23 protein-coding genes and 1 other RNA gene are annotated in these 22,606 nt (G+C 44.9%); 11 read left to right on the plus strand and 13 right to left on the minus strand.

Going from position 1 to position 22,606, the window contains the following annotated elements; genetic code table 11:
- Nucleotides 1-33: 33 nt before the first annotated feature.
- Genes GQ367_RS07575 through ruvB form a run of 9 tightly spaced genes read left to right on the plus strand, consistent with a single transcriptional unit; the run spans nt 34 to nt 8,311 of the window.
- Nucleotides 34-681 carry a sugar phosphate nucleotidyltransferase gene (locus GQ367_RS07575; RefSeq protein ID WP_251370151.1) on the plus strand — a complete coding sequence of 216 codons (648 nt, stop codon included), beginning with the start codon at nt 34-36 and terminating at the stop codon, nt 679-681.
- A gap of 2 nt (nt 682-683) precedes the next feature.
- Nucleotides 684-2,048 (plus strand): aminopeptidase P N-terminal domain-containing protein, encoded by a 1,365-nt coding sequence (locus tag GQ367_RS07580; RefSeq protein ID WP_215290370.1) that lies wholly within the window; start codon nt 684-686, stop codon nt 2,046-2,048.
- Nucleotides 2,045-3,163, plus strand: a complete 1,119-nt coding sequence (locus GQ367_RS07585) for an FAD-dependent monooxygenase (RefSeq protein ID WP_215290371.1) — start codon at nt 2,045-2,047, stop codon at nt 3,161-3,163. The genes GQ367_RS07580 and GQ367_RS07585 overlap by 4 nt, the downstream gene beginning before the upstream one ends.
- Nucleotides 3,164-3,223: 60 nt before the next feature.
- Nucleotides 3,224-4,240: a tRNA dihydrouridine synthase DusB gene (gene dusB, locus GQ367_RS07590; RefSeq protein ID WP_215290372.1), complete on the plus strand. Its 1,017-nt coding sequence runs from the start codon at nt 3,224-3,226 to the stop codon at nt 4,238-4,240.
- Between the two features lies 1 nt (nt 4,241).
- The gene (locus GQ367_RS07595; RefSeq protein ID WP_089514770.1) at nt 4,242-4,484 is read left to right on the plus strand and encodes a helix-turn-helix domain-containing protein; all 243 of its coding nucleotides are present in this window, start codon (nt 4,242-4,244) and stop codon (nt 4,482-4,484) included.
- Nucleotides 4,485-4,539: 55 nt separating this feature from the next.
- Nucleotides 4,540-6,123: a bifunctional phosphoribosylaminoimidazolecarboxamide formyltransferase/IMP cyclohydrolase gene (purH, locus tag GQ367_RS07600; RefSeq protein ID WP_215290373.1), complete on the plus strand. Its 1,584-nt coding sequence runs from the start codon at nt 4,540-4,542 to the stop codon at nt 6,121-6,123.
- Between the two features lie 3 nt (nt 6,124-6,126).
- Nucleotides 6,127-6,624, plus strand: a complete 498-nt coding sequence (gene ruvC, locus GQ367_RS07605) for a crossover junction endodeoxyribonuclease RuvC (protein ID WP_215290374.1) — start codon at nt 6,127-6,129, stop codon at nt 6,622-6,624.
- Nucleotides 6,625-6,642: 18 nt separating this feature from the next.
- On the plus strand, nt 6,643-7,221 hold the full coding sequence (gene ruvA, locus GQ367_RS07610; protein WP_215290375.1) for a Holliday junction branch migration protein RuvA: 579 nt from the start codon (nt 6,643-6,645) through the stop codon (nt 7,219-7,221).
- Nucleotides 7,222-7,252: 31 nt separating this feature from the next.
- Nucleotides 7,253-8,311 (plus strand): Holliday junction branch migration DNA helicase RuvB, encoded by a 1,059-nt coding sequence (gene ruvB, locus GQ367_RS07615; protein ID WP_089514774.1) that lies wholly within the window; start codon nt 7,253-7,255, stop codon nt 8,309-8,311.
- On the opposite strand, the gene GQ367_RS07620 is transcribed toward ruvB, so the two are convergent.
- Together GQ367_RS07620 and tyrS are read right to left on the minus strand one after the other, a co-directional pair.
- Entirely contained in the window at nt 8,266-8,922 is a 657-nt protein-coding gene (locus tag GQ367_RS07620; RefSeq protein ID WP_215290376.1) for a histidine phosphatase family protein, read from the minus strand. The genes ruvB and GQ367_RS07620 overlap by 46 nt on opposite strands.
- Before the next feature lie 3 nt (nt 8,923-8,925).
- A complete protein-coding gene (gene tyrS / locus GQ367_RS07625; protein ID WP_215290377.1) occupies nt 8,926-10,173 on the minus strand; it encodes a tyrosine--tRNA ligase in 1,248 nt (415 codons plus the stop codon).
- 61 nt (nt 10,174-10,234) lie between these two features.
- On the opposite strand from tyrS, the gene GQ367_RS07630 reads away from it, so the two are divergent.
- A complete protein-coding gene (locus GQ367_RS07630; protein ID WP_215290378.1) occupies nt 10,235-11,365 on the plus strand; it encodes an anhydro-N-acetylmuramic acid kinase in 1,131 nt (376 codons plus the stop codon).
- Nucleotides 11,366-11,369: 4 nt separating this feature from the next.
- Here GQ367_RS07630 and erpA read toward each other — a convergent pair whose 3' ends face one another.
- From erpA to rplM, 4 genes are all read right to left on the minus strand, one after another.
- A complete protein-coding gene (gene erpA / locus GQ367_RS07635; protein ID WP_089514778.1) occupies nt 11,370-11,744 on the minus strand; it encodes an iron-sulfur cluster insertion protein ErpA in 375 nt (124 codons plus the stop codon).
- Nucleotides 11,745-11,808: 64 nt separating this feature from the next.
- Entirely contained in the window at nt 11,809-12,867 is a 1,059-nt protein-coding gene (gene argC, locus GQ367_RS07640) for an N-acetyl-gamma-glutamyl-phosphate reductase (protein WP_215290379.1), read from the minus strand.
- Between the two features lie 76 nt (nt 12,868-12,943).
- On the minus strand, nt 12,944-13,336 hold the full coding sequence (rpsI, locus tag GQ367_RS07645) for a 30S ribosomal protein S9 (RefSeq protein ID WP_088812966.1): 393 nt from the start codon (nt 13,334-13,336) through the stop codon (nt 12,944-12,946).
- A gap of 9 nt (nt 13,337-13,345) precedes the next feature.
- Nucleotides 13,346-13,774 carry a 50S ribosomal protein L13 gene (rplM, locus tag GQ367_RS07650; RefSeq protein WP_088812964.1) on the minus strand — a complete coding sequence of 143 codons (429 nt, stop codon included), beginning with the start codon at nt 13,772-13,774 and terminating at the stop codon, nt 13,346-13,348.
- A 376-nt stretch (nt 13,775-14,150) separates the two neighbouring features.
- Here rplM and GQ367_RS07655 point away from each other — a divergent pair, with 376 nt between their 5' ends.
- Nucleotides 14,151-14,573 (plus strand): OsmC family protein, encoded by a 423-nt coding sequence (locus GQ367_RS07655; RefSeq protein WP_215290380.1) that lies wholly within the window; start codon nt 14,151-14,153, stop codon nt 14,571-14,573.
- 16 nt (nt 14,574-14,589) lie between these two features.
- Here GQ367_RS07655 and rnpB read toward each other — a convergent pair.
- From rnpB to aspS, 7 genes are all read right to left on the minus strand, one after another.
- Nucleotides 14,590-14,896: RNase P RNA component class A (gene rnpB, locus GQ367_RS07660), an RNA gene on the minus strand.
- 11 nt (nt 14,897-14,907) lie between these two features.
- Nucleotides 14,908-15,960: a dihydroorotase gene (gene pyrC, locus GQ367_RS07665; protein WP_215290381.1), complete on the minus strand. Its 1,053-nt coding sequence runs from the start codon at nt 15,958-15,960 to the stop codon at nt 14,908-14,910.
- A 3-nt stretch (nt 15,961-15,963) separates the two neighbouring features.
- Complete coding sequence (locus GQ367_RS07670) at nt 15,964-17,298, minus strand: glycerate kinase (protein WP_215290382.1); 1,335 nt, start codon at nt 17,296-17,298, stop codon at nt 15,964-15,966.
- Between the two features lies 1 nt (nt 17,299).
- Nucleotides 17,300-19,114 carry an ABC transporter ATP-binding protein/permease gene (locus tag GQ367_RS07675; RefSeq protein WP_251370240.1) on the minus strand — a complete coding sequence of 605 codons (1,815 nt, stop codon included), beginning with the start codon at nt 19,112-19,114 and terminating at the stop codon, nt 17,300-17,302.
- Nucleotides 19,115-19,145: 31 nt separating this feature from the next.
- Nucleotides 19,146-20,360: a phosphatidylserine/phosphatidylglycerophosphate/cardiolipin synthase family protein gene (locus tag GQ367_RS07680; protein WP_215290384.1), complete on the minus strand. Its 1,215-nt coding sequence runs from the start codon at nt 20,358-20,360 to the stop codon at nt 19,146-19,148.
- Between the two features lie 9 nt (nt 20,361-20,369).
- The gene (gene nudB, locus GQ367_RS07685; protein WP_215290385.1) at nt 20,370-20,810 is read right to left on the minus strand and encodes a dihydroneopterin triphosphate diphosphatase; all 441 of its coding nucleotides are present in this window, start codon (nt 20,808-20,810) and stop codon (nt 20,370-20,372) included.
- Nucleotides 20,807-22,606, minus strand: a complete 1,800-nt coding sequence (gene aspS / locus GQ367_RS07690) for an aspartate--tRNA ligase (protein ID WP_215290386.1) — start codon at nt 22,604-22,606, stop codon at nt 20,807-20,809. The genes nudB and aspS overlap by 4 nt, the downstream gene beginning before the upstream one ends.

Consider the following 22,606-nt stretch of genomic DNA (forward strand, 5'->3'; position numbering starts at 1 on the left):
TGCATGGTATTGGCCGCAGGCCGAGGGGAAAGAATGCGTCCACTGACTGACCACACCCCGAAGCCATTATTAGAAGTTCAAGGTAAAAAACTGATTGACTGGCACATGGACGGTCTCTTGAAGAATGGCTTTACTCAAGTGGTTGTCAATCATGCTTGGTTAGGCGAACAAGTGGTCGCGCATGTATCTCAATTTAAGAGCACAGCATTCGATGTGCAATGCTCTAAAGAACTAACGGCTTTAGAAACTGCCGGCGGATTGCGCCAAGGCATGAGCTTGATGAAATTGGATGATTACTTTTTTGCCATCAATGGCGATGTGTTTTGTCCAAGCTTTCCCTTCGAAAGAATTCAAAACATTGTTCAACAATTGCGAGTTGATCACCCAACAAGCCTGGCTTATCTTTTTTTAGTTCAGAATCCGGATCACAACCCTCAAGGAGATTTTCAACTAGAGGGCCTCTTGGTTAAAGACAAGGATGTAAAAGGCTCAAGCCTCACCTTTTCAGGGGCGGGTATCTACCATCAAGATTTGTTTAAAAGTATTAAGATAGGGGAAATTGCCAAGCTTGCTCCAATCCTCAGACAGGCCATGAGTGAGAATCGAGTATTAGGTGAAGCACTGAGCGTCCCATGGGTGGATGTTGGAACTCCCGAAAGATTGGCTGAGCTGAATAAATAACCATGACAACAATGAATAACTTCCCCAAAGATATCTACGCCAATCGAAGAGCGCGGTTGGCAGAAATCATGCTGAGGAAAAGTGATGGTGGCGTCTTAGTTTTAGAAACAGCCCCCGAGCATTTTAGAAATCGAGACAGTGACTTTGCCTATCGTCATGATTCTGATTTTTACTACCTGACTGGATTCACAGAACCAGGCGCCACATTGGTGATGATGGTTGATAAGAAATCAAGCAAGTCGATTCTTTTTTGTCGCCCCAAAGATTTAGAACGTGAGATTTGGGATGGCTGGCGTTTAGGTCCTGAGGCGGCCCCAGCTGAACTCGGCGTTGATCAAGCATTTGCGCAAAATGAATTAGATAACTTGATGCCTGACTTTTTGGCTGATCAACCAGCGATTTATGCAAGACTCGGCAGCGAAGGTCCATTACAAAATCAACTCAAGAGTTGGTTACAAAAAGTCAGAGGCATGTCACGTTCTGGCGCAAGCACGCCCAATAGAATTGAAGATGTTGAAGCGATGATTCATGAAATGCGTCTATTCAAAGATGCTCATGAAATAAATATCATGCGCGCCTCTGGCAAGATCGCCGCAGACGGCCATATCAGTGCCATGAAAGCCTCTAAGCCTGGTCTTCGTGAATACCACCTAGAAGCATCACTTCTATATGCATTCAGAAATGCAGGCGCACAAAGCGTTGCTTACAACAGCATTGTTGCAGGCGGTGCTAATGCCTGTGTGCTTCACCATCGCGCTGGCAATACTGAACTAAAAGATGGTGATTTATGTTTGATTGATGCTGGTTGCGAACTGGACGGTTATGCCTCAGACATCACGCGCACATTTCCCGTGAACGGCAAATACTCCGGGGCTCAACGAGCCATTTATGACATCGTATTGGCCGCTCAAGAAGCATCGATTGCAGTCACCAAGGTCGGCTTTGATTTTCAAGCACCTCACGATGCCGCTCTAAAAGTTCTCACCCAAGGTTTGCTTGATTTAAATCTGCTTGATAAAAAAATAATTGGTGGACTTGATAACGCACTAGAAACAAAAGCCTACCAACGCTTCTACATGCACAGAACCAGTCACTGGTTAGGCATGGATGTTCATGATGTCGGCAACTACAGAGAGCCCGGCAGTTCAACAGAACCAAAAGCTTGGCGCTCACTCAAGCCAAACATGGTTTTAACCATCGAGCCAGGGCTTTATATCCGCAAAGCAGATGATGTCGATCCACGCTATTGGGACATTGGTATTCGCATTGAAGATGATGCATTAGTGACCAATGGCGAGTGTGAACTGATGAGTCGTGACGTACCAGTCAAAGCAGATGAGATTGAGTACTTAATGAAGCAATCATGAAAAAAATTGCCATCATAGGCGCCGGCCCTGTGGGTTTAGCATGTGCCAATTGGATATTGAGCAAACAACCCGATGCGCACTTGCATCTATTTGACCGCCTGCCAGAAGCTGATGACTCAATTCAGCAAGGTGATAGTCGCGGTATTGCAGTTTCACAAGGCAGTCATTTGCTCCTCAAAACAATCAATGCTTGGCCAACACCGTCTCCTGCTATTCACACCATTCATATCTCTCACAGAGGCCACTTTGGTAAAGCCATTGTGAAAAGAGAAGAGCTTCAACAAGACGCTCTGGGTCACATTGTTCGTTATGCCGACATTCACTTGACTCTGAGACAAGCTTTGAAAAAAATAGCAGGTCAATCACCCAACTTTCAATGGCATTTCAATCAAGCCAATGATCAATTGAATCTTGATCAACTTGGTGATGTGATTGTTCATGCTGAAGGCGGTCTTTTCAAACAACAAGACTGGCAAGAGATTTATCGCGACTATCAACAAAGCGCGATTGTTGGCTGGGTTAAAACCAATCAACTCAACCAACACATGGCTTGGGAAAGATTCACAGATGAAGGGCCGCTTGCTTTGCTGCCAAACCATCAAGGCCCTGAATACCTTAATTTGGTTTGGTGCGGCAGTCCTGCCTCCACCGAGCGACGCCTGCAACTTGATAAAGACACTTTCATCAAAGAACTACAAGAGGCATTCGGATCTCGCGCCGGCACATTCATCGATGCTGCTGAACTAAGAAGTTATCAACTGGGTTTAAATGCCAGAAAAAAGATAGTTGATAAAAATGAAGTGTGGATTGGTAATGCAGCACAAACGATGCACCCGGTGGCTGGCCAAGGACTTAATTTAGGCTTGCGAGATGCCCATACTTTGGCGGATGTGCTGTGTGATGAAAATGATGATCATCGAGCACTTGAAAAATACGAACAACTTCGTAAAAAAGATCGAAAAGCCACGATTGGCACCACCGACTTTTTAGCCAGAGTTTTTACCTCAAAGTTAAAGCCAGTCATCTGGGGAAGAGGCATTGCACTGTCCAGCCTTCAGCTACTCAGCCCCCTCAAACAAGGCATCACCAGACAAATGATGTTTGGTCAGCGCTAAAGCACCAATCTGCCTAAAATTTAGGCAAAAGTCAGTCTGACATGTTAGAGTGGCGTCCTGATGAAATTAGACCCCTACACGCTCCCCAATCATTTATTTGTTGCTCCCATGGCCGGAGTAACCGATCGCCCTTTTAGGCAGCTCTGTAAGCGTTTAGGTGCGGGATATGCGGTTTCTGAAATGATTGCTTCCAATGCCATGCTTTGGAATAGCCCCAAAACCCTCCGCCGAGCGAACCATGATGGTGAAGTTGAGCCGATTTCAGTCCAAATTGCTGGCGCAGACCCTGACATGATGGCAGAAGCGGCCATCTTAAATGTGGATCGTGGCGCACAAATCATCGATATCAATATGGGTTGCCCCGCAAAGAAGGTTTGCAATGTAGCCTCTGGATCAGCTCTTCTAAAAGATGAAGTCCTGGTTGGCAGAATCTTAGAAAAGATTGTCTCCTCGGTTAAAAAAGACCATCCCTTGGTACCAGTGACATTAAAAATCAGAACAGGTTGGGATAGAGACAATAAAAATGCCCTCAATATCGCCAGAATAGCCGTCAATAGCGGTATTGAAATGCTCACCATCCATGGCAGAACAAAAGCTGATTTGTATCGTGGTGAAGCTGAATACGACACCATCGCGGCCGTTAAAGCTTCGATCAATATTCCTGTGGTTGCCAATGGCGACATCAACTCCCCAGAAAAAGCAGCCTATGTTCTGCAACAAACTGGGGCTGATGCTTTGATGATTGGTCGAGCTGCGCAAGGACGTCCTTGGATTTTTCGTGAAATTTTGCACTTCCTTGAAACAGGCGAGCATTTACCTGCTCCGAAAATTTCAGAAATTCAAGACATCATGAACCATCACTTGTTGGATCACTACAGCTTTTATGGGGAATACGCCGGCGTTAGAACTGCCCGCAAACACATTGCCTGGTATTGCAAAGGACTCAAAGGATCTCATGTATTTAAGCAGCACATGAATACAATAGACGATTGCCAAGAACAATTAAAAACAGTGAATAATTTCTTTGATTCACTGAAACAAGAATCTGAACACTTAATTTATTTAGAAGCTGCTTGATATGCAACCCCCAGTTCAACACCCAGTTAGCCAGACCATCGAAAAACATCTGAAGCGTTATTTAGATGACTTGGGTGACACCGCTCCAAGCAATGTTTACCAAATGGTTTTGACTGTCATGGAAAAGCCTGTACTAGAACTGATCATGCAGCATGCCGGACAAAATCAATCCTTGGCCGCCAATTATTTAGGCATCAACAGAAACACCCTAAGAAAAAAACTACAAGAGCACGGTCTCTTATAAGCCCCACTTCACTTAAATCCAATTTCATTTACTCACATTAACTTTAAAGATAACTATGATTCGTACAGCCCTTCTTTCTGTCTCAGATAAATCTGGCATTGTTCCATTTGCAAAATCACTTCACGAGTGTGGCGTTAAATTAATCTCCACTGGTGGCACTGCCAAACTACTGGCTGAAAATGGCCTGCCTGTTATTGAAGTTTCAGAAATCACTGGCTTTCCAGAAATGCTTGATGGTCGCGTAAAAACATTGCACCCAATGGTGCATGGTGGTTTGCTTGCTCGCCGAGACACTCCAGAGCACATGGCAGCCATTAAAGAGCATGGCATTGAAGCGATTGATATGTTGGTTATTAACCTTTATCCATTTCAAAAAACGGTGGCACAACAAACTTGTTCATTTGAAGATGCGATTGAGAACATTGATATTGGTGGTCCAGCCATGTTGCGTGCAGCAGCAAAAAATCATCAAGATGTGACTGTGCTTATTTCACCATCTGACTACGATGCGGTTTTATCTGAAATGCGCGCTAACAAGAATGAGGTTTCATTCAAAACAAACTTTGCATTAGCTAAAAAAGTGTATGCGCACACAGCTCAATATGACGGTGCGATTGCAAACTATTTATCAAGCCTTGGCGATGACTTGGATCACGGCAACAGAAGTGCCTACCCACAGACTTTCCACTTAGCGTTCGATAAGGTTCAAGAAATGCGCTATGGTGAAAACCCACATCAAAGTGCTGCTTTCTATAAAGACACTCAATCAGTGATTGGCGCATTGGCCAATTACCGCCAGCTACAAGGTAAAGAATTGTCATACAACAACATTGCCGACGCTGATGCAGCGTGGGAATGCGTTAAGAGCTTTGGCAGCACAGTGACAACAGGACAGCCTGCTTGCGTGATCATCAAACACGCCAATCCTTGCGGAGTAGCAGTTGCATCTTCAGCACTTGAAGCCTACCAAAAAGCATTTAAAACTGATTCAACTTCGGCTTTTGGCGGCATCATTGCGTTTAATCGCCCATGTGATGGCGCAACAGCAGAAGCTGTTTCTAAACAATTCGTTGAAGTGTTAATTGCTCCAGCATTCACGCCAGAAGCATTGGCCATCTTTGCAAGCAAACAAAACGTTCGTTTATTAGAAATCGAATTGGCCGAAACCATCAATCCACAAGACATCAAACGTGTGGGCGGTGGTCTTTTGGTTCAAAGCCCTGATTCGAAGAACGTTCTACCATCTGAATTGCGCATCGTGACCAAGCGTCAACCGACTGCCAAAGAAATGGAAGATTTGATGTTTGCTTGGCGCGTTGCTAAATACGTTAAATCAAATGCGATTGTTTTCTGCGGTGACGGCATGACCCTTGGTGTAGGTGCTGGCCAAATGAGCCGCATTGACTCAGCCAGAATTGCCAGCATCAAAGCTCAAAACGCTGGTTTAACTTTACAGAACTCAGCAGTAGCCAGTGACGCCTTCTTCCCATTCAGAGATGGTTTAGATGTGGTTGTTGATGCAGGTGCTACTTGCGTGATTCAACCAGGCGGCAGCATGCGTGATGATGAAGTGGTTGCTGGTGCGGATGAACGCGGTGTTGCAATGGTTTACACCGGCACACGTCACTTCCGTCATTGATCAATGAGAATCTTAGGTATTGACCCAGCACTTCGCGTCACAGGTTTTGGCGTGATAGAAGTACAGGGTCAACGCCTTCATTACATTGCATCAGGTACGATTGAAACTGGTGGCACAGAAATACCAGTGCCACAGAGATTGGCGACACTTTATGCAGGTATTCGTGAAGTGGTCGAGCTATATCAACCAAATGCAGCATCGATGGAACAGGTATTTCTAAACGTCAACCCAAGATCCACGCTTTTATTGGGTCAAGCTCGAGGAGCGGCGATTGCCTCTTTGGTATCCGATGGTTTGCCGATGGTTGAGTTCAGCGCCCTGGAGGTCAAGAAAGCCATCGTAGGCACCGGAAGAGCCAGTAAAAGCCAAGTTCAAGAAATGGTCAAACGTTTACTCAAGCTCAACAAGGTTGCTGGCACAGATGCCTCAGACGCTCTTGCGGTCGCCATTTGCGCAGCTCATCATCGAGAGCTCAACGAACGTCTTCACCAATTTCGCTAATCAGCTTAAGATGTCGACATGATCGGAAGAATTCAAGGCACCTTAGTTGCCAACACCCCACCCAGATTAATCATTGATTGCCATGGCGTTGGCTATGAAGTTGATGTTCCTATGAGCACTCTTTATCAGATGCCATCTTTGGGACAACAAGTCACTCTATTGACTCATTTTGTTGTCAGAGAAGATGCTCAACAATTATTTGGTTTTGCCACAGACTCCGAAAGAGAAGCGTTCAGAGCGCTGATCAAAATCAGCGGTGTGGGAGCAAGAACTGCTCTTTCATTGCTCTCAGGCATGAGTGTTGAAGAACTTTCTCAAGCCATCACATTGCAAGAGTCTGGTCGCTTGACCAAAGTGCCAGGCATTGGCAAAAAAACTGCTGAGCGCCTACTTTTAGAGCTTAAAGGCAAGTTTGGCGCAGACCTTGGCACCACTGGTCAGGCACCTCAAGTGGACAGTCAGCTTGAGATTTTGCAAGCTTTGACCTCACTGGGCTATTCCGATAAAGAAGCTCAGCTTGCCCTCAAACAAGTCACCCCAGGCAGTTCTGTATCAGATGGCATCAGATTGGCACTCAAAGCCCTATCTAAGGCATAAGTCAAAGTAGAAATAGTTATAAACTCTCTTCATGGCCATTAAAACTGACGACATCACCCCATCATTTGATCCTCAAGAGGAGAGATTGGTGACGGCCGCTGCTAGCACTGATGACAATGCACTAGAGCGTGCCTTACGCCCTAAGCAGCTTGAAGAATATGTTGGTCAGAAAAAAGCCAGAGAACAGCTAGAAATTTTTATCTCTGCAGCAAAACAACGTCAAGAAGCGCTTGATCACGTCCTACTATTTGGTCCACCAGGCCTTGGTAAGACAACTCTTGCACACATCATTGCTCGTGAGATGGGCGTTAACTTGCGCCAAACCAGCGGTCCTGTTTTAGACCGCCCAGGTGATCTAGCTGCACTACTCACGAATTTAGAAACCAATGATGTTTTATTCATTGACGAGATTCATCGACTATCTCCAGTCGTAGAAGAAATCTTGTACCCAGCTTTGGAAGATTACGCGATTGACATCATGATTGGTGATGGTCCAGCTGCCAGAAGCGTCAAACTTGATTTAAAACCTTTCACTCTCATTGGCGCAACCACACGCGCAGGCATGCTCACCAATCCATTACGCGATCGCTTTGGTATTGTTGCGCGCCTTGAGTTTTATTCAATTGAAGAACTAGCAACGATTGTTAAACGCTCAGCCAATCTTTTGAATGCTGGCTTAGATGATGGTGGCGCCCTAGAGATTGCAAAACGCTCAAGAGGTACTCCTAGAATTGCGAATCGTCTATTGCGCCGCGTGAGAGACTATGCAGAAGTAAAAGCGGACGGAAAAATTTCACAAAGCATTGCTGATGCAGCTTTATCAATGTTGGATGTTGATGCCGTCGGCTTTGATGTGATGGACAGAAAGCTTCTTGAAGCCATTGTTCATAAATTTGATGGTGGGCCCGTTGGCGTTGATAACTTAGCATCAGCCATCAGCGAAGAAAGAGAAACCATTGAAGATGTGATTGAACCTTACTTGATACAGCAAGGTTTTCTACAAAGAACTCCACGAGGCAGAGTGGCCACACCGCTGGCCTATGCTCACCTTGGGCTACCGTCGACCTCGTCCAAAGATTTACTCGGCTGATCGCCATCATTCAGGTGATTAACATCACCCCAATGCACTAAATCAAACTGGTCATTCCGATAAGTCAGGGTATTCAAGCTCGCATTCAATACTTCAAAATCTCTGGCCACATCTAAAGCCACTTTTCTAGCAGCCCGGTTCAAACAATCAAGCACCCCACCGTGCGCCACAATGGCAATCTCTTGCCCTGCATATTTTTTAGCCCATGAAGCAATGGCTGTCACCACCCGGTCATTAAACTGGGCCAAGCTCTCACCATTCTCCGGTTGAAAATGGATATCTCTATTTTTCCAAGCACGATGATTTTCAGGGTGATGCTCAGCAATTTCTTGATGGCTTAAACCTTGCATCACGCCATAGTGTCTTTCTCTTAGAGCTGGGTCTAAATGAAGTTCTAATTGATGATGAAGCGCAATCGGTTTAGCCGTATCAATGGCACGACTCAAATCACTTGAAATGATGGCTGAGATCTTTTTGTCCACGAGGCTTTTTGCAAGACGATCCGCCTGCTGGTGACCGATGTCATTCAAGCCAATATCGATATGACCCTGTAAGCGCTTCTCGCGATTCCACATAGTTTCGCCATGGCGAATTAAATAAATAACAGTCATAAATTACGACAAAGTTATTTTGGCAAATTTACGCTTACCAACTTGCACCACAAATGTTCCAGCTTCTACTTTGAGTGCTTTATCAGAGATAGTGGCGCCATCAATTTTTACTCCGCCTTGCTCAACGTTGCGCATCGCTTCAGAGGTGCTGGGCACCAAATTGGCTTGCTTGAGCAACTGACCAATACCGATCGGCGCCCCTGTTAAGGTGATTTCAGGAATATCGTCTGGCACCCCGCCTTTAGCGCGATGATTGAAATCTTCTAATGCCTTATCAGCAGCGCTGGCATCATGAAAACGAGTCACAATTTCTTGAGCCAAGGCCACTTTAAAGTCACGTGGATTTCTGCCAGAAAGAACTTCTTCCTTCATTTTGGCAATCTCAGCAAGTGGCTTGAAAGAAAGTAGTGTGAAATAACCCCACATCAATTCATCAGAAATACTCATCAACTTACCAAACATCTCACTTGGTGCTTCGCTGATGCCGATGTAGTTATTTTTAGACTTGCTCATCTTGTCAACGCCGTCAGTACCAACCAGCAAAGGCATTGTCAAAATACATTGAGCTTCTTGTCCGTATTCTTTTTGTAGTTCACGACCAACCAGCAAATTAAATTTCTGATCCGTGCCACCTAATTCCAAATCACTTTTCAGTGCGACAGAATCGTAACCTTGCATCAAAGGATATAAAAACTCATGCACAGAAATCGGTATGCCACCTTTGTAACGCTTGGTGAAATCGTCACGCTCCAACATGCGGGCAACCGTGTACTTAGCCGCCAACTGAATCATGCCTCTGGCACCCAATGGGTCGCACCACTCGCTGTTGTATCTCACCTCAGTTTTGCTTGGATCTAAAACCAAGCTTGCTTGCTGATAATAAGTTTGAGCATTGATGGCAATCTCTTCTTTGGTCAAAGGAGGACGCGTGGCATTTCTACCAGATGGGTCACCAATCATGCTGGTGAAGTCGCCAATCAAGAAAATGACCGTATGGCCCAAATCTTGTAATTGACGCATTTTGTTCAAAACAACGGTGTGGCCCAAATGAATATCAGGCGCCGTTGGGTCCAAACCTAATTTGATCCTTAAAGGGGTCTTGGTGGCTTCGCTGCGGGCTAACTTGGCCAACCACTCAGCCTCAACCAATAATTCGTCACAACCCCGTTTTGAGACCTCCATGGCCTCCAAAACACGGTCCGTGATTGGATATTTAACTTGTTCTGTTTTATTCTCGTTAGCTAAAGACATAATCTATCGGTTACATTAATTTCCTAGAGCATCATTGTCGCATCACTTAAGAGTCAACCCTATGAAGAATTACTATATTGGCATTATGTCTGGAACCAGCATGGATGGCATTGATGCTGTTTTAGCTGAAATTTCCGATGACGGGCAGACCGCTGTTTTATGTCACAAAGATGTTCCTTTTGAGAAAAACCTCAAAAATACCTATTTTGATCTTCAGGCACCCAGTGATAACGAACTTCACAAGGAAGCCCTAGCAGCCAACCATTTGGCCCAACATTATCATTTGGCCTGCGTAGCCATCCTGCAGGAAGCAAAACTTCAGCCATCTGATATCAGTGCTATTGGCGCCCATGGACAAACCATCCGCCACCAACCTCAATCACATGATGGTATTGGTTACACCAAACAATCCCTCAACCCTGCTTTATTAGCAGAACTGACTGGCATTGATGTGATCGCTGATTTTCGTAGTCGCGATATTGCAGCGGGCGGTCAAGGCGCCCCCTTGGTGCCTGCTTTTCATGCGGCACAGTTTGCCTGTCATGAAGATTTAGCCATCTTGAACATTGGTGGTATTGCCAATCTAAGTTTGATACCGGCCAATCGTGAAGAAAAAATGATTGGCTTTGATTGTGGCCCAGGCAATGTGTTGATGGACCACTGGATCCAACAATCGATTGGCCAATCTTTTGATGAAAATGGTCAATGGGCTGCCAAAGGGCAAGTGATTCAAAAACTCTTAAGCAGCATGCTTGATGATGATTACTTTAAAAAAGCTCCTCCGAAAAGCACAGGCAGAGATTTATTCAACCCTGAATGGCTCCAGCATCATTTAACGATCAATGATTGCCTCAATCAAAGACCGGAAGATATTCAGGCCACCTTATTAGCACTCACCGCTCAATCAATCGCTCAAGACCTCAAACTACATGGCCCTAAAACTAAGCAATTGTTGATTTGTGGTGGTGGCATTAATAATCAGCAGCTGATGGCACATTTAAAAAATGCTTGTGCCTGGATACCGCAAGACAATATTCAGAGCACTGCTGTCAAAGGTGTTGATCCTCAAACCGTTGAAGCCGCCGCTTTTGCCTGGCTGGCTTGGGCCCACCAAAGAAAACAGCCAGCAAATTTGCCGGCTGTCACTGGTGCTAAAGGTTTGCGCGTACTAGGTGCGCACTACCCTGCTTAATGAATTAAGCTGAGAAAGAAGAACCGCAACCACATGTTGTTGTGGCGTTTGGATTCTTGATCACAAACTGTGAACCATTGATGTCTTCTTTGTAATCAATCTCTGCGCCTACCAAATATTGGAAGCTCATTGAGTCAATCAACAAAGTTACATTGTCTTTGGTTACCAATGTGTCGTCTTCATTCACTGCTTCGTCAAATGTGAAGCCATACTGAAAGCCTGAGCAACCACCACCTTGCACGAATACGCGCAATTTCAAATCTGGGTTACCTTCTTCAGCGATCAAATCGGCTACTTTTGCCACAGCGCTGTCAGTAAAAACTAACGGCATTGGCGGCTCTAAATTTTCAGTACTTTGTGTTGTTTGTGTCGCGCTCATAATGAACTCCTTTTAATACATAGACTCTATTGTAGGCTTCAATGCCAATAATTGCTGTAGGGGTTTATGGTAACAGGGCAATATGACTTAACCCGGTTTTTTCCGGCAAACCGAACATCAGGTTCAAACATTGAACCCCTTGACCTGAAGCACCCTTTACCAAGTTATCCTCAACCACCAAAATAACCAAGGTATCGCCACCCTGAGGACGATGAACCGCAATTCTTAGGGCATTACTACCTCTTACGGATCTTGTCTCTGGAGTGCTGCCAGCAGGCATTACATCAACAAAGGGCTCACCCGCATAAAACTTCTCAAAAAGACTTTGATAATCAACATCTTTCCCGTCAGGAAGGATACGGGCATACAACGTTGAATGAATACCTCTGATCATTGGGGTCAAATGAGGCACAAATGTCAGCCCCACAGATTGACCACCAGCAATCGCTGATAAGCCCTGGCAAATCTCAGGATGGTGTCTGTGACCCTTCACGCCATACGCTTTAAAGTTATCACTGGCTTCAGCCATCAAGGTGCCAACTTCAGCTTTACGGCCTGCTCCTGAAACGCCAGACTTTGAGTCTGAGATCAAGCTGTTTAAATCAATGAGTTTTTTACCACCTGTTGATTTTGGAGCAATCAAGGGCGCAAAGCCCAATTGAACCGACGTTGGATAGCAACCTGCCAAACCAACCACTCTGGCTTTTTTAATTGCTTCACGATTGATCTCAGCCAAGCCATAAACCGCTTCAGCAAGAATCTCTGGACACGCATGAGGCATGCCGTACCATTTTTCAAATTCAGCAGTATCTTTAAGACGAAAGTCTGCGGCTAAATCCAATATCTTGACGCCAGCAGCCAAAAGCTCTTTGGCTTGAGCCATGGCAACCCCATGAGGAGTTGCAAAGAAAACAGCATCGCATTCTGTGAGCTTGGCATCTTCTGGCGTAGAAAAGCAAAGATCAACCCTGCCCCTCAAGGAAGGGAACATTTCGGCAACAGGCATGCCAGCCTCTTTACGAGACGTGATAGCCGTTAATTGAACTTCTGGGTGCTGAGATAACAAACGCAGTAATTCAACGCCTGTATAGCCCGTTCCACCTACTATGCCAACTTTGATCATTTAAATCCTCCAATATCTCTATTGTAGAAAAGAAAAAGCCGCGCAGTGCGCGGCTTTTCGTAGAACAGCAAAAAAATTAACGCTTGCTGAACTGTTTGCGACGACGCGCGCCATGCAAACCAACTTTTTTACGCTCAACTTCACGAGCATCACGAGTAACAAAACCAGCTTTTGAAAGCGTAGGCTTCAAAGCTGCATCGTAGTCGATCAATGCACGTGTCACACCGTGACGAACTGCACCAGCTTGGCCAGTTTCACCACCACCTGATACGTTGACTTTGATGTCAAACGTTGTACCATGGTTAGTTAACTCTAGCGGCTGACGAACAATCATACGTGATGTTTCGCGAGCAAAGTATTCAGCAATAGGCTTGCCGTTTACAAGAATTTCACCTTTACCAGCCTTGATGAATACGCGGGCTACTGAGCTCTTACGACGGCCAGTACCATAGTTCCAGTTTCCAATCATATCGGCTCCTTAGATCTCAAGAACGCTTGGCTGTTGAGCCGCGTGTGGGTGGTCAGCTTCTGCATAAACTTTCAATTTCTTGATCATTGCATAGCCAAGTGGGCCTTTAGGCAACATGCCCTTAACAGCCTTCTCGAGAGCACGACCAGGGAAACGAGCTTGCATCTTGTCGAAGTTAGTTTCGTAGATGCCGCCAGGATAGCCACTGTGCGTGTAGTATTTTTTATTCAAGCCCTTAGTGCCAGTTACGCGCAACTTAGAAGCATTGATGATGACGATAAAGTCGCCTGTATCAACGTGGGGGGTGAATTCTGGCTTGTGCTTGCCGCGTAGACGGTGTGCCACTTCACTGGCGACACGACCGAGGACTTTGTCCGTAGCGTCAATCACGAACCACTCACGCTTCACCTCATGCGGTTTTGCTGAGAAAGTTTTCATGATTACCTTAAATTGTTAAGCCCTAAAAAAACAACCATCTCATCATCCCTTTGGCTCCGCTTATGCTTGCAGGCTCGCAGTTCAAAATTAACAGCTGGTACAACAATTCCCTAATGGGCAAACTAGGAAAGCCTCAAATTGTAGCAAAAAAAAGCCCAGGAGGATATCCTGGGCTGAAATCCACCTTTTAGAGGGTGGAGGAGACAAACAAAGAATTAGCTAAAATCATCAATAGATAATCAATTGTTGTTAGAAATTATAGTTAATATCGTCAATTATTCAAGGAACTTGTTGTTTTAATTGAATATTTTCCAATTTGTCTAAGGCAAACATTGATACTTAAATTAATCTTCTAAGTGAGTTTTTGAAAGAAATTATGGAAACAACGGTCAAATGGTTGGGCAATGATGGCATGGCATTTTCTGCAGAAACTGGCAGCGGTCACCTTGTAAACATGGATGGTGCGCCCGATGCAGGGGGTAGGAACTTGGCCCCCCGCCCAATGGAAATGATGCTGGTTGGGGCTGGTGGATGCACTTGTTTTGACGTTGTGATGATTTTGAAGCGAGCTAGACAGAATATTCATGATTGTCAGGTCACTTTGAAGGCTGAACGCGCCAATGAGGACCCAAAGATCTTCACAAAGATCCACATGACCTTCAAAGTGAGTGGTAAAAATTTGGATAAAAGCCGCGTTGAAAAGGCTGTTGAACTCTCGCATGACAAATATTGCTCAGCAACCATCATGCTTGGCAAAACTGCAGAAATCACACACAGCATTGAATTGATCGAACTGTAATCAACTCAAGTAAAAAGTGCAGAGCCGGCTATTAAGCCGGATTCTGTCGCCCGCATTTTCATGCAGGGGCAACCATTCATCTAGTTTCACCGTTACCAGTGAAATCAAGCTCCCTACCCGCAAGCTCAGCGGACCGCCTCAACGCTTGCCTATTTGGGATTGCTCCGAGTGGAGGTTACCGCGTTTCACCGTAACTAAATACGCTCGTCTCTGTGGCCCTATTCCTCACGTCACCGTGGATGGCCGTTAGCCATCACCCTGTCCTATGGAGTCCGGACTTTCCTCCCCCTTGTTACCAAGGCAGCGGCTGCCTTACCGACTCTGCCCCGCTAGTCTAACCGACTATTGTCCAAGCAAGACTTTCACCGGCTCGAAGAGGAACAACGGTGCTGCTGCCAATCGGGAACTCATTCGGTATTTGTTGAGCCTGACGTTTTAAGATCAACTTACCCGTGTTTCTAGGTAAGTTATAAAAGTCTGGGCCAAAGTGACTGGCAAATCCCTCTAAACGATCAAGCGCGTTGACTTGATCAAATACTTCTGCATACAAAGGCATGGCATGCCAAGCTGTGTAGCAACCAGCACAACCACAGGCATTTTCTTTGGTGCCTTTGACATGAGGGGCACTGTCAGTGCCCAAGAAAAATCTTGGGTTACCAGAAGTGGACACACGAACCAATTCTTGACGATGTTCTTCTCTTTTTAAAATTGGCAAGCAGTAATAATGAGGGCGTATCCCACCAGTAAAAATTGCATTGCGGTTGTAAAGCAAATGCTGAGGTGTGACAGTCGCAGCAATTGCACCAAAGCGCTGGCTATCAGCAGACTCTACATACTGAGCAGCTTGGCGCGTCGTGATGTGCTCAAAAACGATCTTCAAACCTAGATGACGACTTCTTAAAGGCTCTAGCACCTGATCAATAAAAATTGCCTCACGATCAAACACATCCACATCTGTGTGCGTTACTTCGCCATGGATCAACAAAGGCATGCCGCAAGATTCCATCGCTTCTAAAGCCTTCGCACACTTTTTAATGTCTGTGACACCAGCATCACTGTTAGTGGTCGCGCCAGCAGGATACAGCTTGAAACCAACCACGCCCTCTTGATGAGCTTTTTTCACTTCATCTGCAGAGGTGTTATCAGTCAAATACAAAACCATCAATGGAGTGAATGAGCTACCAGCTGGTAAAGCCGCCAAGATACGTTTTTTATAAGCAGCTGCCATCTCTGCAGTGGTCACTGGTGGCTTTAAATTTGGCATGATGATGGCACGCTCAAATTGGCTGGCCGTGTGCTTCAGCAAATCAGCTAGAACTTCTCCGTCTCTGATATGCAAATGCCAATCATCAGGACGAGTAATTTCAATTGTGTTGATTGAACTCATGTATCAAGACTCACTATCTATTAGCAAAATTCTAAAATCATTCACATTCGTCAAAGTAGGACCCGTGTGAACCAAGGTATCTAAGTCTTTAAAAAACCCATAACTGTCATGTTTGGCTAAACCATCTTTGGCCAATTGATGATCATTATTCATGAGTTTTCTAGATTCTGATGCAAACCATGCACCCGCGTTATTTTCACTACCGTCAATGCCATCTGTATCAGCCGCTAAAGCAGACAGAGTTCCAAGGTCAGGGGTGGCCACATACAAAGACAATAAAAACTCGCTGCAGCGACCGCCACGGCCTTTAATCTCACGAGGAATTGTGACGGTACATTCACCACCCGAAAGAAGAGCCACTGGTTTTTTAAACGGTTGATCATGAAGATAAATTTCACGCGCAAGCGCTGCTTGCATCAAAGCCACATCTTTGGCTTCTCCCATCACGGTGTCTCCCAAAATAACTGCTTTGACACCCTGGGATTCGCAATAGCTGGCGGCCGCCTCCAAACAAGAATGAGCAGTCGCCAAAAGATGATTATTAATCTGTTTAAAAATAGGATCGCCTGATTTTGGTGTCTCAGGATTTTTGCCTAACAATCCATTCTGCAAATAATCAGTCACCACTTTTGGAATTTGACCTTGCAACAAATCATAATCTTTCAGAATCTGAAGCGCATCTGCAAATGTAGATTCATCCGGTGCGCAAGGTCCACTAGCAATACTGGATGGATGATCTCCAGTCACATCCGAAATCAAAAAGGCATCGACCTTTGCACCACGAGCGGCGGCTTCTCTGGCCATGTGACCACCCAAAATACCCGATAGGTGTTTACGCACAATGTTCATTTGACCAATGGGTGCACCTGACATCAATAAAGCCTGAGTAGTGATCTGCAAATCCTGAATGCTTAGATCTGCCGCAGGTAAAGTCAAAAGACTTGATCCACCGCCTGAGATGAGGGCAATCAGTTGGTCACCAGGCTGCAAAGTTCTGATCAAGCGCAGAGTTTCTTTAGCGCCATTAAGACCAGCTTCATCAGGTACCGGATGACCAGCCTCAATCACTTGAATACTCTTGGTTGGTAAGCCATGACCATAACGAGTGATGACCATGCCTTCAAGCTGGGCTTGCGGCCAATTTTCTTGGGCGTATTGCTCAAGAGCCACCGCCATAGAAGCTGCTGCTTTTCCAGCGCCTAAAACCAAGCACCGACCCTTTAAAGGGGTGCTGAAACCCTTGCGCAAACCATCAGGCAGCATCACTTTAGGATCGGCTGTTTTTAAAGCCGCATCAAATGCAGCGCGTAAAAATTGAGGGGTATTTTTTATTGCCATACTAGGATATTAGCTTGGTTTGAGATTGTTGGGCTTGCCACATGTCACTATAACGACCTCCCAAAGATAAGAGCTCATCATGAGTACCTCTTTCAATGATTGAGCCATCGTCCATCACCAAAATTTGATCGGCATAAATAATGGTCGACAAGCGGTGAGCAATGATCAATGTTGAACGGTTTTTAGCCAAAGCCATCAGTTCTTTTTGAATAGCGCGCTCTGTCTCAGAATCTAGCGCAGAAGTTGCTTCGTCAAAAATCAAGAAGGATGGATTTTTCAAAAGCGTTCTAGCTATGGCCACTCGTTGCTTCTCTCCGCCAGATAATTTCAAACCACGCTCACCCACCGCTGAGTTATAGCCGTCCGGTAGCGATGTGATGAAGTCATGGATTTGAGCGGCTTTGGCAGCCGATTCAATTTCTTGCTGAGAAGCGCCAGGACGACCATAAGCAATGTTATAGGCAATCGTGTCATTAAACAAAACGGTGTCTTGAGGAACAATGCCAATGCAAGCTCTCACACTTTTTTGTGTCACCGCCTGAATATTTTGTTGATCAAATTCAATCGAACCCTTGGTCACATCATAAAAACGGAACAACAATCTCGCTAGAGTACTTTTACCAGCACCACTGTGCCCAACAACCGCTGTGGTCTTGCCTGGTAGAACCTCAAAATCAATGCCTTTTAAAATCTGGCGATTACGCTCATATGAAAATGACACATCACGAAACTGAATATGCGGCCCCAATGATTGATTCTTGATCACCAAATCCTGAGCACTCTCTTGGTCAGCAATTTCTCGATCAGTACCAAGCAACTTAAACATCCGATCCATATCGATCAAAGCTTGTTTGATTTCTCGATAAATCACCCCTAAGAAATTAAGCGGTATATACAACTGAATCATCAGCACATTCACCAACACCAAATCACCCAAAGTCATAGAGCCATTTGAAACACCGATGGTGGCCTGCCACAAAATTAAAATCAGGCCTGTGGCAATGATGGTTTGCTGACCAACATTCAGAATTGCTAAAGAACGTTGCGACTGAATGGCCGCTTCTCTGAAACAACGCAGATTTTCATCATAGCGTTTCGTTTCATATTCTTCATTACCAAAATACTTAACCGTTTCAAAATTGATCAGGGCATCAACTGCTCTTTGATGAGCCTTTGAATCAAGCTCGTTCATGCGCTTACGATATTTAGTGCGCCACTCAGTCACAACAATCGTAAAAATCACATACAAAACCAATGCGATCAAAGTGATCAGCGCAAACAAGTAGTTATAGGCCCAAATAAAATATCCAAGCACCAAGCCCAGCTCCACCATGGTGGGCAAAATGCTATACAAAGAATAAGAGATCAATGATTGGATACCTCTTGTACCCCTCTCAATATCTCTGGTCATTCCACCTGTCTGTCTTGATAAATGAAAGCGCAAAGACAAGGCGTGCAAGTGCTCAAACACCTGGAGCGCAACAGTTCTGACTGCACTCTCAGTCACTCTTGAAAAAATGAGTTCTCTTAACTCCGTAAACAGTGAAGCTGATAATCTTAATAAGCCATAGGCAATGATGAGCGCCACAGGAACAACGATCAAGGTTTGCAATCCTGGTGGCACACTCATTGAATCAACCAAGTACTTGAGCAAAATTGGCACACCAAGATTAGCCACCTTGGCAGCAATCAAGCAAGACAAAGCCAAAATCACTCGCCCTTTAAATGTCCACAGATAAGGCAATAAATTAGCAATCACCTTCCAATCATTACTTTTTTCATGCTTGGATTGATTTTGAACATCTTGGGATTGCATATGTCTCATGGTTTATTTTTCATTGTCATCATTAATCGCCCAAATTAGGCATTGCTCTATCTCGGGATCCTACCGTTAAGAACACCAAAAGCAAACGTACAAAACCATAACTGACCCAATTGAATACCTTGGTCATGAAAGGTCTTTTGGAATAAAGATCAGAATCAACCTTGATGCCTTTTTCTAATGCTTGCTCTTCAATTTTCAATCTTATCTCTTTGACCACCGGGTGATTTCTGATCACCAAATTAGCCTCATGATTCAAAAGGAACGATAAGTGATCACAGTTCGATGAACCCAAAGTGGCCCATCTTCCATCAGCCACCATTGCCTTTGCGTGCAAGAGCCCTAAGGGGTACTCATAAATATTGATGTTCGCAGACAAGAATTGGCCATACAAACTAGGAACAGACCAATTCAACACTCTGAACTCATCCCTACCTAATAATAAGTTCACGGCCACACCTCTTTCGGCAGCTCTGATCAAGGCTTTTCTAAAACGTCGGCCAGGCATGAAATAAGGGGTTACCAACCAAATTTCTTCTCTTGATTGGCCAATGGCTTTTAAATAGGCTCGCTCAATATCACGACGATGATGCAAGTTATCTCTGGCAATAAATGCCAAACTCTCTTTTTGATCGTGACGAATACCTAAGAAATGACTACTGTTCCAAGGCAATTCTTGATCCAAAATTCTTTTCAGGATATTGCGCGGATGAAGTGCATGCGGCTGCATTCTTTGCCACTGCCTTAAAAAAGTAGCATGCACTTTTTCAACAATTTTCCCCGTGGTCTTTAAAGATAAATCCCATCTCAAACCACTCAAAGGTCTTCCATCCGCGGTCTGATCATCGGCACAAATATTGATACCACCCACAAATGCTTCAAGCTCATCAATGATCACCAACTTTCGATGGGTTCTTGAAAATCCAAATCTTCCAAACCAGGCTGGGTTGTAATAAGTTAATTGCACACCCGCTTCAGAAAACTGCCTTGTAAACATAAACGGACTAGAGCCCAGCCAGTCAATCATCACCTTGACCTCAACGCCTCTTAAAGCTGCTGAGCTCAATAAGTCAGCAATGCGCTTGGCTTGCTCATCAGCAGAAAATATATAGGCTTCAAGATAAATAGATTTTTGGGCTTTTGCCAGAGAGTCTTCTAAGGTGGAAAAATAATTTTTACCACCCTCTAATAAAGCAAGGTGCTCAATATTTTGCCAACGATCTTTTCTTAGAAGAGACATGACTTAATTCTAATCAGAATTAAGTTTTTGCATTGCTTGACGATTACTAGGGGAAAAACAAAGGGGGGCTGCCACATCAATTGGCTGCCATTGGTAGCTTAAATGCTCTCTGGGGGACAAGGTCACAGGTACACGATTGGGCAAAAGAACCTTGAACCAGTGCTCAGTGTTCTCAGTGACACCTTCCCCATAACGATGCCGCCACTGGGGGTAAATTTCATACTGAATCTGCTGATTCATGGATTGCAAAGAGTTGGGGGGTAGCGCAGATACATCGATGCCAGTTTCCTCAAAGAGTTCTCGGGCTGCAGCATCGATTAATGGTTCATCAAGAGCATCCAAACTGCCAGTCACAGACTGCCAATAGCCTGGATGATCTTTTCTCTCTAGCAACAAAACCTCGTTGCTAGCCGTATAAATAACGACTAGTACCGAGATTGGGATTTTCATGCAGGCATTTCTGTATTGCGTAGGCGAATATGAAGTTCGCGCAATTGCTTTTCATCAACAGGGCTTGGCGCTTGAGTTAACAAACATTGAGCTCTTTGCGTTTTAGGGAAAGCAATCACATCACGAATTGATTCGGCACCTGTCATCATTGTGACAATTCGATCTAGACCAAAAGCGATACCGCCATGAGGAGGTGCACCGTACTGAAGCGCATCCAATAAGAAACCAAACTTTGCTTGAGCTTCTTCAGGACCAATGTTCAATGCACGGAATACTTGGCTCTGAACAGATTCCTTGTGAATACGAACTGAACCACCACCGATTTCCCAACCGTTCAGAACCATGTCATAAGCCTTAGCCAAACACTTACCAGGATCTGTCTCTAGGTAATTGAGGTGCTCATCTTTAGGGCTTGTGAATGGATGGTGACAAGCAACCCAGCGTGCAGCATCGTCGTCATAGTCAAACATTGGGAAATCAACAACCCACATTGGCTGCCAAGTTTGTTCCATTAAACCGTTTTCTTTGGCCCAAGCAGAATGACCAATCTTTAAGCGCAAGGCACCGATTGCATCATTGACCACTTTGGCTTTATCAGCGCCGAAGAAAATGATGTCGCCATCTTTTGCTTCAGTTCTCTTAAGGATTTCAGCAATCGCTGCATCATGAAGATTTTTAACAATCGGAGATTGCAATCCATCACGGCCCTTGGCGATCTCGTTGACCTTGATCCAAGCCAAACCTTTAGCGCCATAAATTGACACGAATTGAGTGTAATCATCAATATCACTGCGGCTAATCACTGAGCCACCAGGAACTCTCAAACCAACCACGCGACCATTGTCTTGATTAGCAGGGCCTGAGAAAACCTTGAAATCAACATCCTTCATCACATCAGTCAACTCAGTGAACTCAAGCTTCACTCGCAAATCAGGCTTGTCTGATCCGAAGCGCGCCATGGTCTCTGAATAAGGCATGACTGGGAATGGATTTGCTAACTCAACATTCATCACTGTTTTGAAAATATGACGAATCATGTTTTCAAAAAGATCACGTATTTCATATTCATCTAAGAATGCTGTTTCACAGTCGATCTGAGTAAATTCAGGTTGACGATCAGCTCTTAGGTCTTCATCTCTGAAACACTTGGTGATTTGATAGTAGCGGTCAAAGCCTGCCACCATCAATAATTGCTTAAACAACTGTGGTGATTGCGGCAAGGCAAAGAACTGGCCATCATGAACTCTTGAAGGCACCAAGTAATCTCTAGCTCCCTCAGGAGTGCTCTTGGTCAACATCGGAGTTTCAATATCAATGAAGCCCGCTTGATCTAAATATTTTCTTGTTTCAATCGCAACGTTGTAACGAAGGCGTAAATTCTTTTGCATTTGCGGACGACGCAAATCCAAGACACGATGAGTCAAACGTGTGGTTTCAGATAGGTTGTCATCTTCCAACTGGAACGGCGGCGTTACAGAGGCATTCAAGATATTTAATTCGTGGCACAACAATTCAACCTTACCGCTGACCAAGTCATTGTTTTCAGTACCGGCTGGACGCGCACGCACCAAGCCTTTGATTTGCACGCAATACTCATTACGCACTTGCTCAGCAATCGAGAACATTTCTTTGCGATCAGGATCACAAACAACCTGAACAAAACCATCTCTATCTCTTAAGTCGATAAAAATAACTCCGCCATGATCACGTCGACGGTTTACCCAACCTGCCAAGGTTACTTCCTGACCGATTAATGATTCTGTGACTTGGCCACATTGATGACTGCGCATTGACAT

It is taken from the genome of Polynucleobacter sp. MWH-CaK5, from assembly GCF_018687615.1.
GTDB lineage: Bacteria > Pseudomonadota > Gammaproteobacteria > Burkholderiales > Burkholderiaceae > Polynucleobacter.

Excerpts from the sequence above, each read along its gene's own strand:
- GQ367_RS07575 (WP_251370151.1), top strand. The coding sequence starts at position 34 with ATGCGTCCACTGACTGACCACACCCCGAAGCCATTATTAGAAGTTCAA.
- GQ367_RS07580 (WP_215290370.1), top strand. The coding sequence starts at position 684 with ATGACAACAATGAATAACTTCCCCAAAGATATCTACGCCAATCGAAGA.
- GQ367_RS07585 (WP_215290371.1), top strand. The coding sequence starts at position 2,045 with ATGAAAAAAATTGCCATCATAGGCGCCGGCCCTGTGGGTTTAGCATGT.
- dusB (WP_215290372.1), top strand. The coding sequence starts at position 3,224 with ATGAAATTAGACCCCTACACGCTCCCCAATCATTTATTTGTTGCTCCC.
- GQ367_RS07595 (WP_089514770.1), top strand. The coding sequence starts at position 4,242 with ATGCAACCCCCAGTTCAACACCCAGTTAGCCAGACCATCGAAAAACAT.
- purH (WP_215290373.1), top strand. The coding sequence starts at position 4,540 with ATGATTCGTACAGCCCTTCTTTCTGTCTCAGATAAATCTGGCATTGTT.
- ruvC (WP_215290374.1), top strand. The coding sequence starts at position 6,127 with ATGAGAATCTTAGGTATTGACCCAGCACTTCGCGTCACAGGTTTTGGC.
- ruvA (WP_215290375.1), top strand. The coding sequence starts at position 6,643 with ATGATCGGAAGAATTCAAGGCACCTTAGTTGCCAACACCCCACCCAGA.
- ruvB (WP_089514774.1), top strand. The coding sequence starts at position 7,253 with ATGGCCATTAAAACTGACGACATCACCCCATCATTTGATCCTCAAGAG.
- GQ367_RS07620 (WP_215290376.1), bottom strand. The coding sequence starts at position 8,922 with ATGACTGTTATTTATTTAATTCGCCATGGCGAAACTATGTGGAATCGC.
- tyrS (WP_215290377.1), bottom strand. The coding sequence starts at position 10,173 with ATGTCTTTAGCTAACGAGAATAAAACAGAACAAGTTAAATATCCAATC.
- GQ367_RS07630 (WP_215290378.1), top strand. The coding sequence starts at position 10,235 with ATGAAGAATTACTATATTGGCATTATGTCTGGAACCAGCATGGATGGC.
- erpA (WP_089514778.1), bottom strand. The coding sequence starts at position 11,744 with ATGAGCGCGACACAAACAACACAAAGTACTGAAAATTTAGAGCCGCCA.
- argC (WP_215290379.1), bottom strand. The coding sequence starts at position 12,867 with ATGATCAAAGTTGGCATAGTAGGTGGAACGGGCTATACAGGCGTTGAA.
- rpsI (WP_088812966.1), bottom strand. The coding sequence starts at position 13,336 with ATGATTGGAAACTGGAACTATGGTACTGGCCGTCGTAAGAGCTCAGTA.
- rplM (WP_088812964.1), bottom strand. The coding sequence starts at position 13,774 with ATGAAAACTTTCTCAGCAAAACCGCATGAGGTGAAGCGTGAGTGGTTC.
- GQ367_RS07655 (WP_215290380.1), top strand. The coding sequence starts at position 14,151 with ATGGAAACAACGGTCAAATGGTTGGGCAATGATGGCATGGCATTTTCT.
- pyrC (WP_215290381.1), bottom strand. The coding sequence starts at position 15,960 with ATGAGTTCAATCAACACAATTGAAATTACTCGTCCTGATGATTGGCAT.
- GQ367_RS07670 (WP_215290382.1), bottom strand. The coding sequence starts at position 17,298 with ATGGCAATAAAAAATACCCCTCAATTTTTACGCGCTGCATTTGATGCG.
- GQ367_RS07675 (WP_251370240.1), bottom strand. The coding sequence starts at position 19,114 with ATGCAATCCCAAGATGTTCAAAATCAATCCAAGCATGAAAAAAGTAAT.
- GQ367_RS07680 (WP_215290384.1), bottom strand. The coding sequence starts at position 20,360 with ATGTCTCTTCTAAGAAAAGATCGTTGGCAAAATATTGAGCACCTTGCT.
- nudB (WP_215290385.1), bottom strand. The coding sequence starts at position 20,810 with ATGAAAATCCCAATCTCGGTACTAGTCGTTATTTATACGGCTAGCAAC.
- aspS (WP_215290386.1), bottom strand. The coding sequence starts at position 22,606 with ATGTCAATGCGCAGTCATCAATGTGGCCAAGTCACAGAATCATTAATC.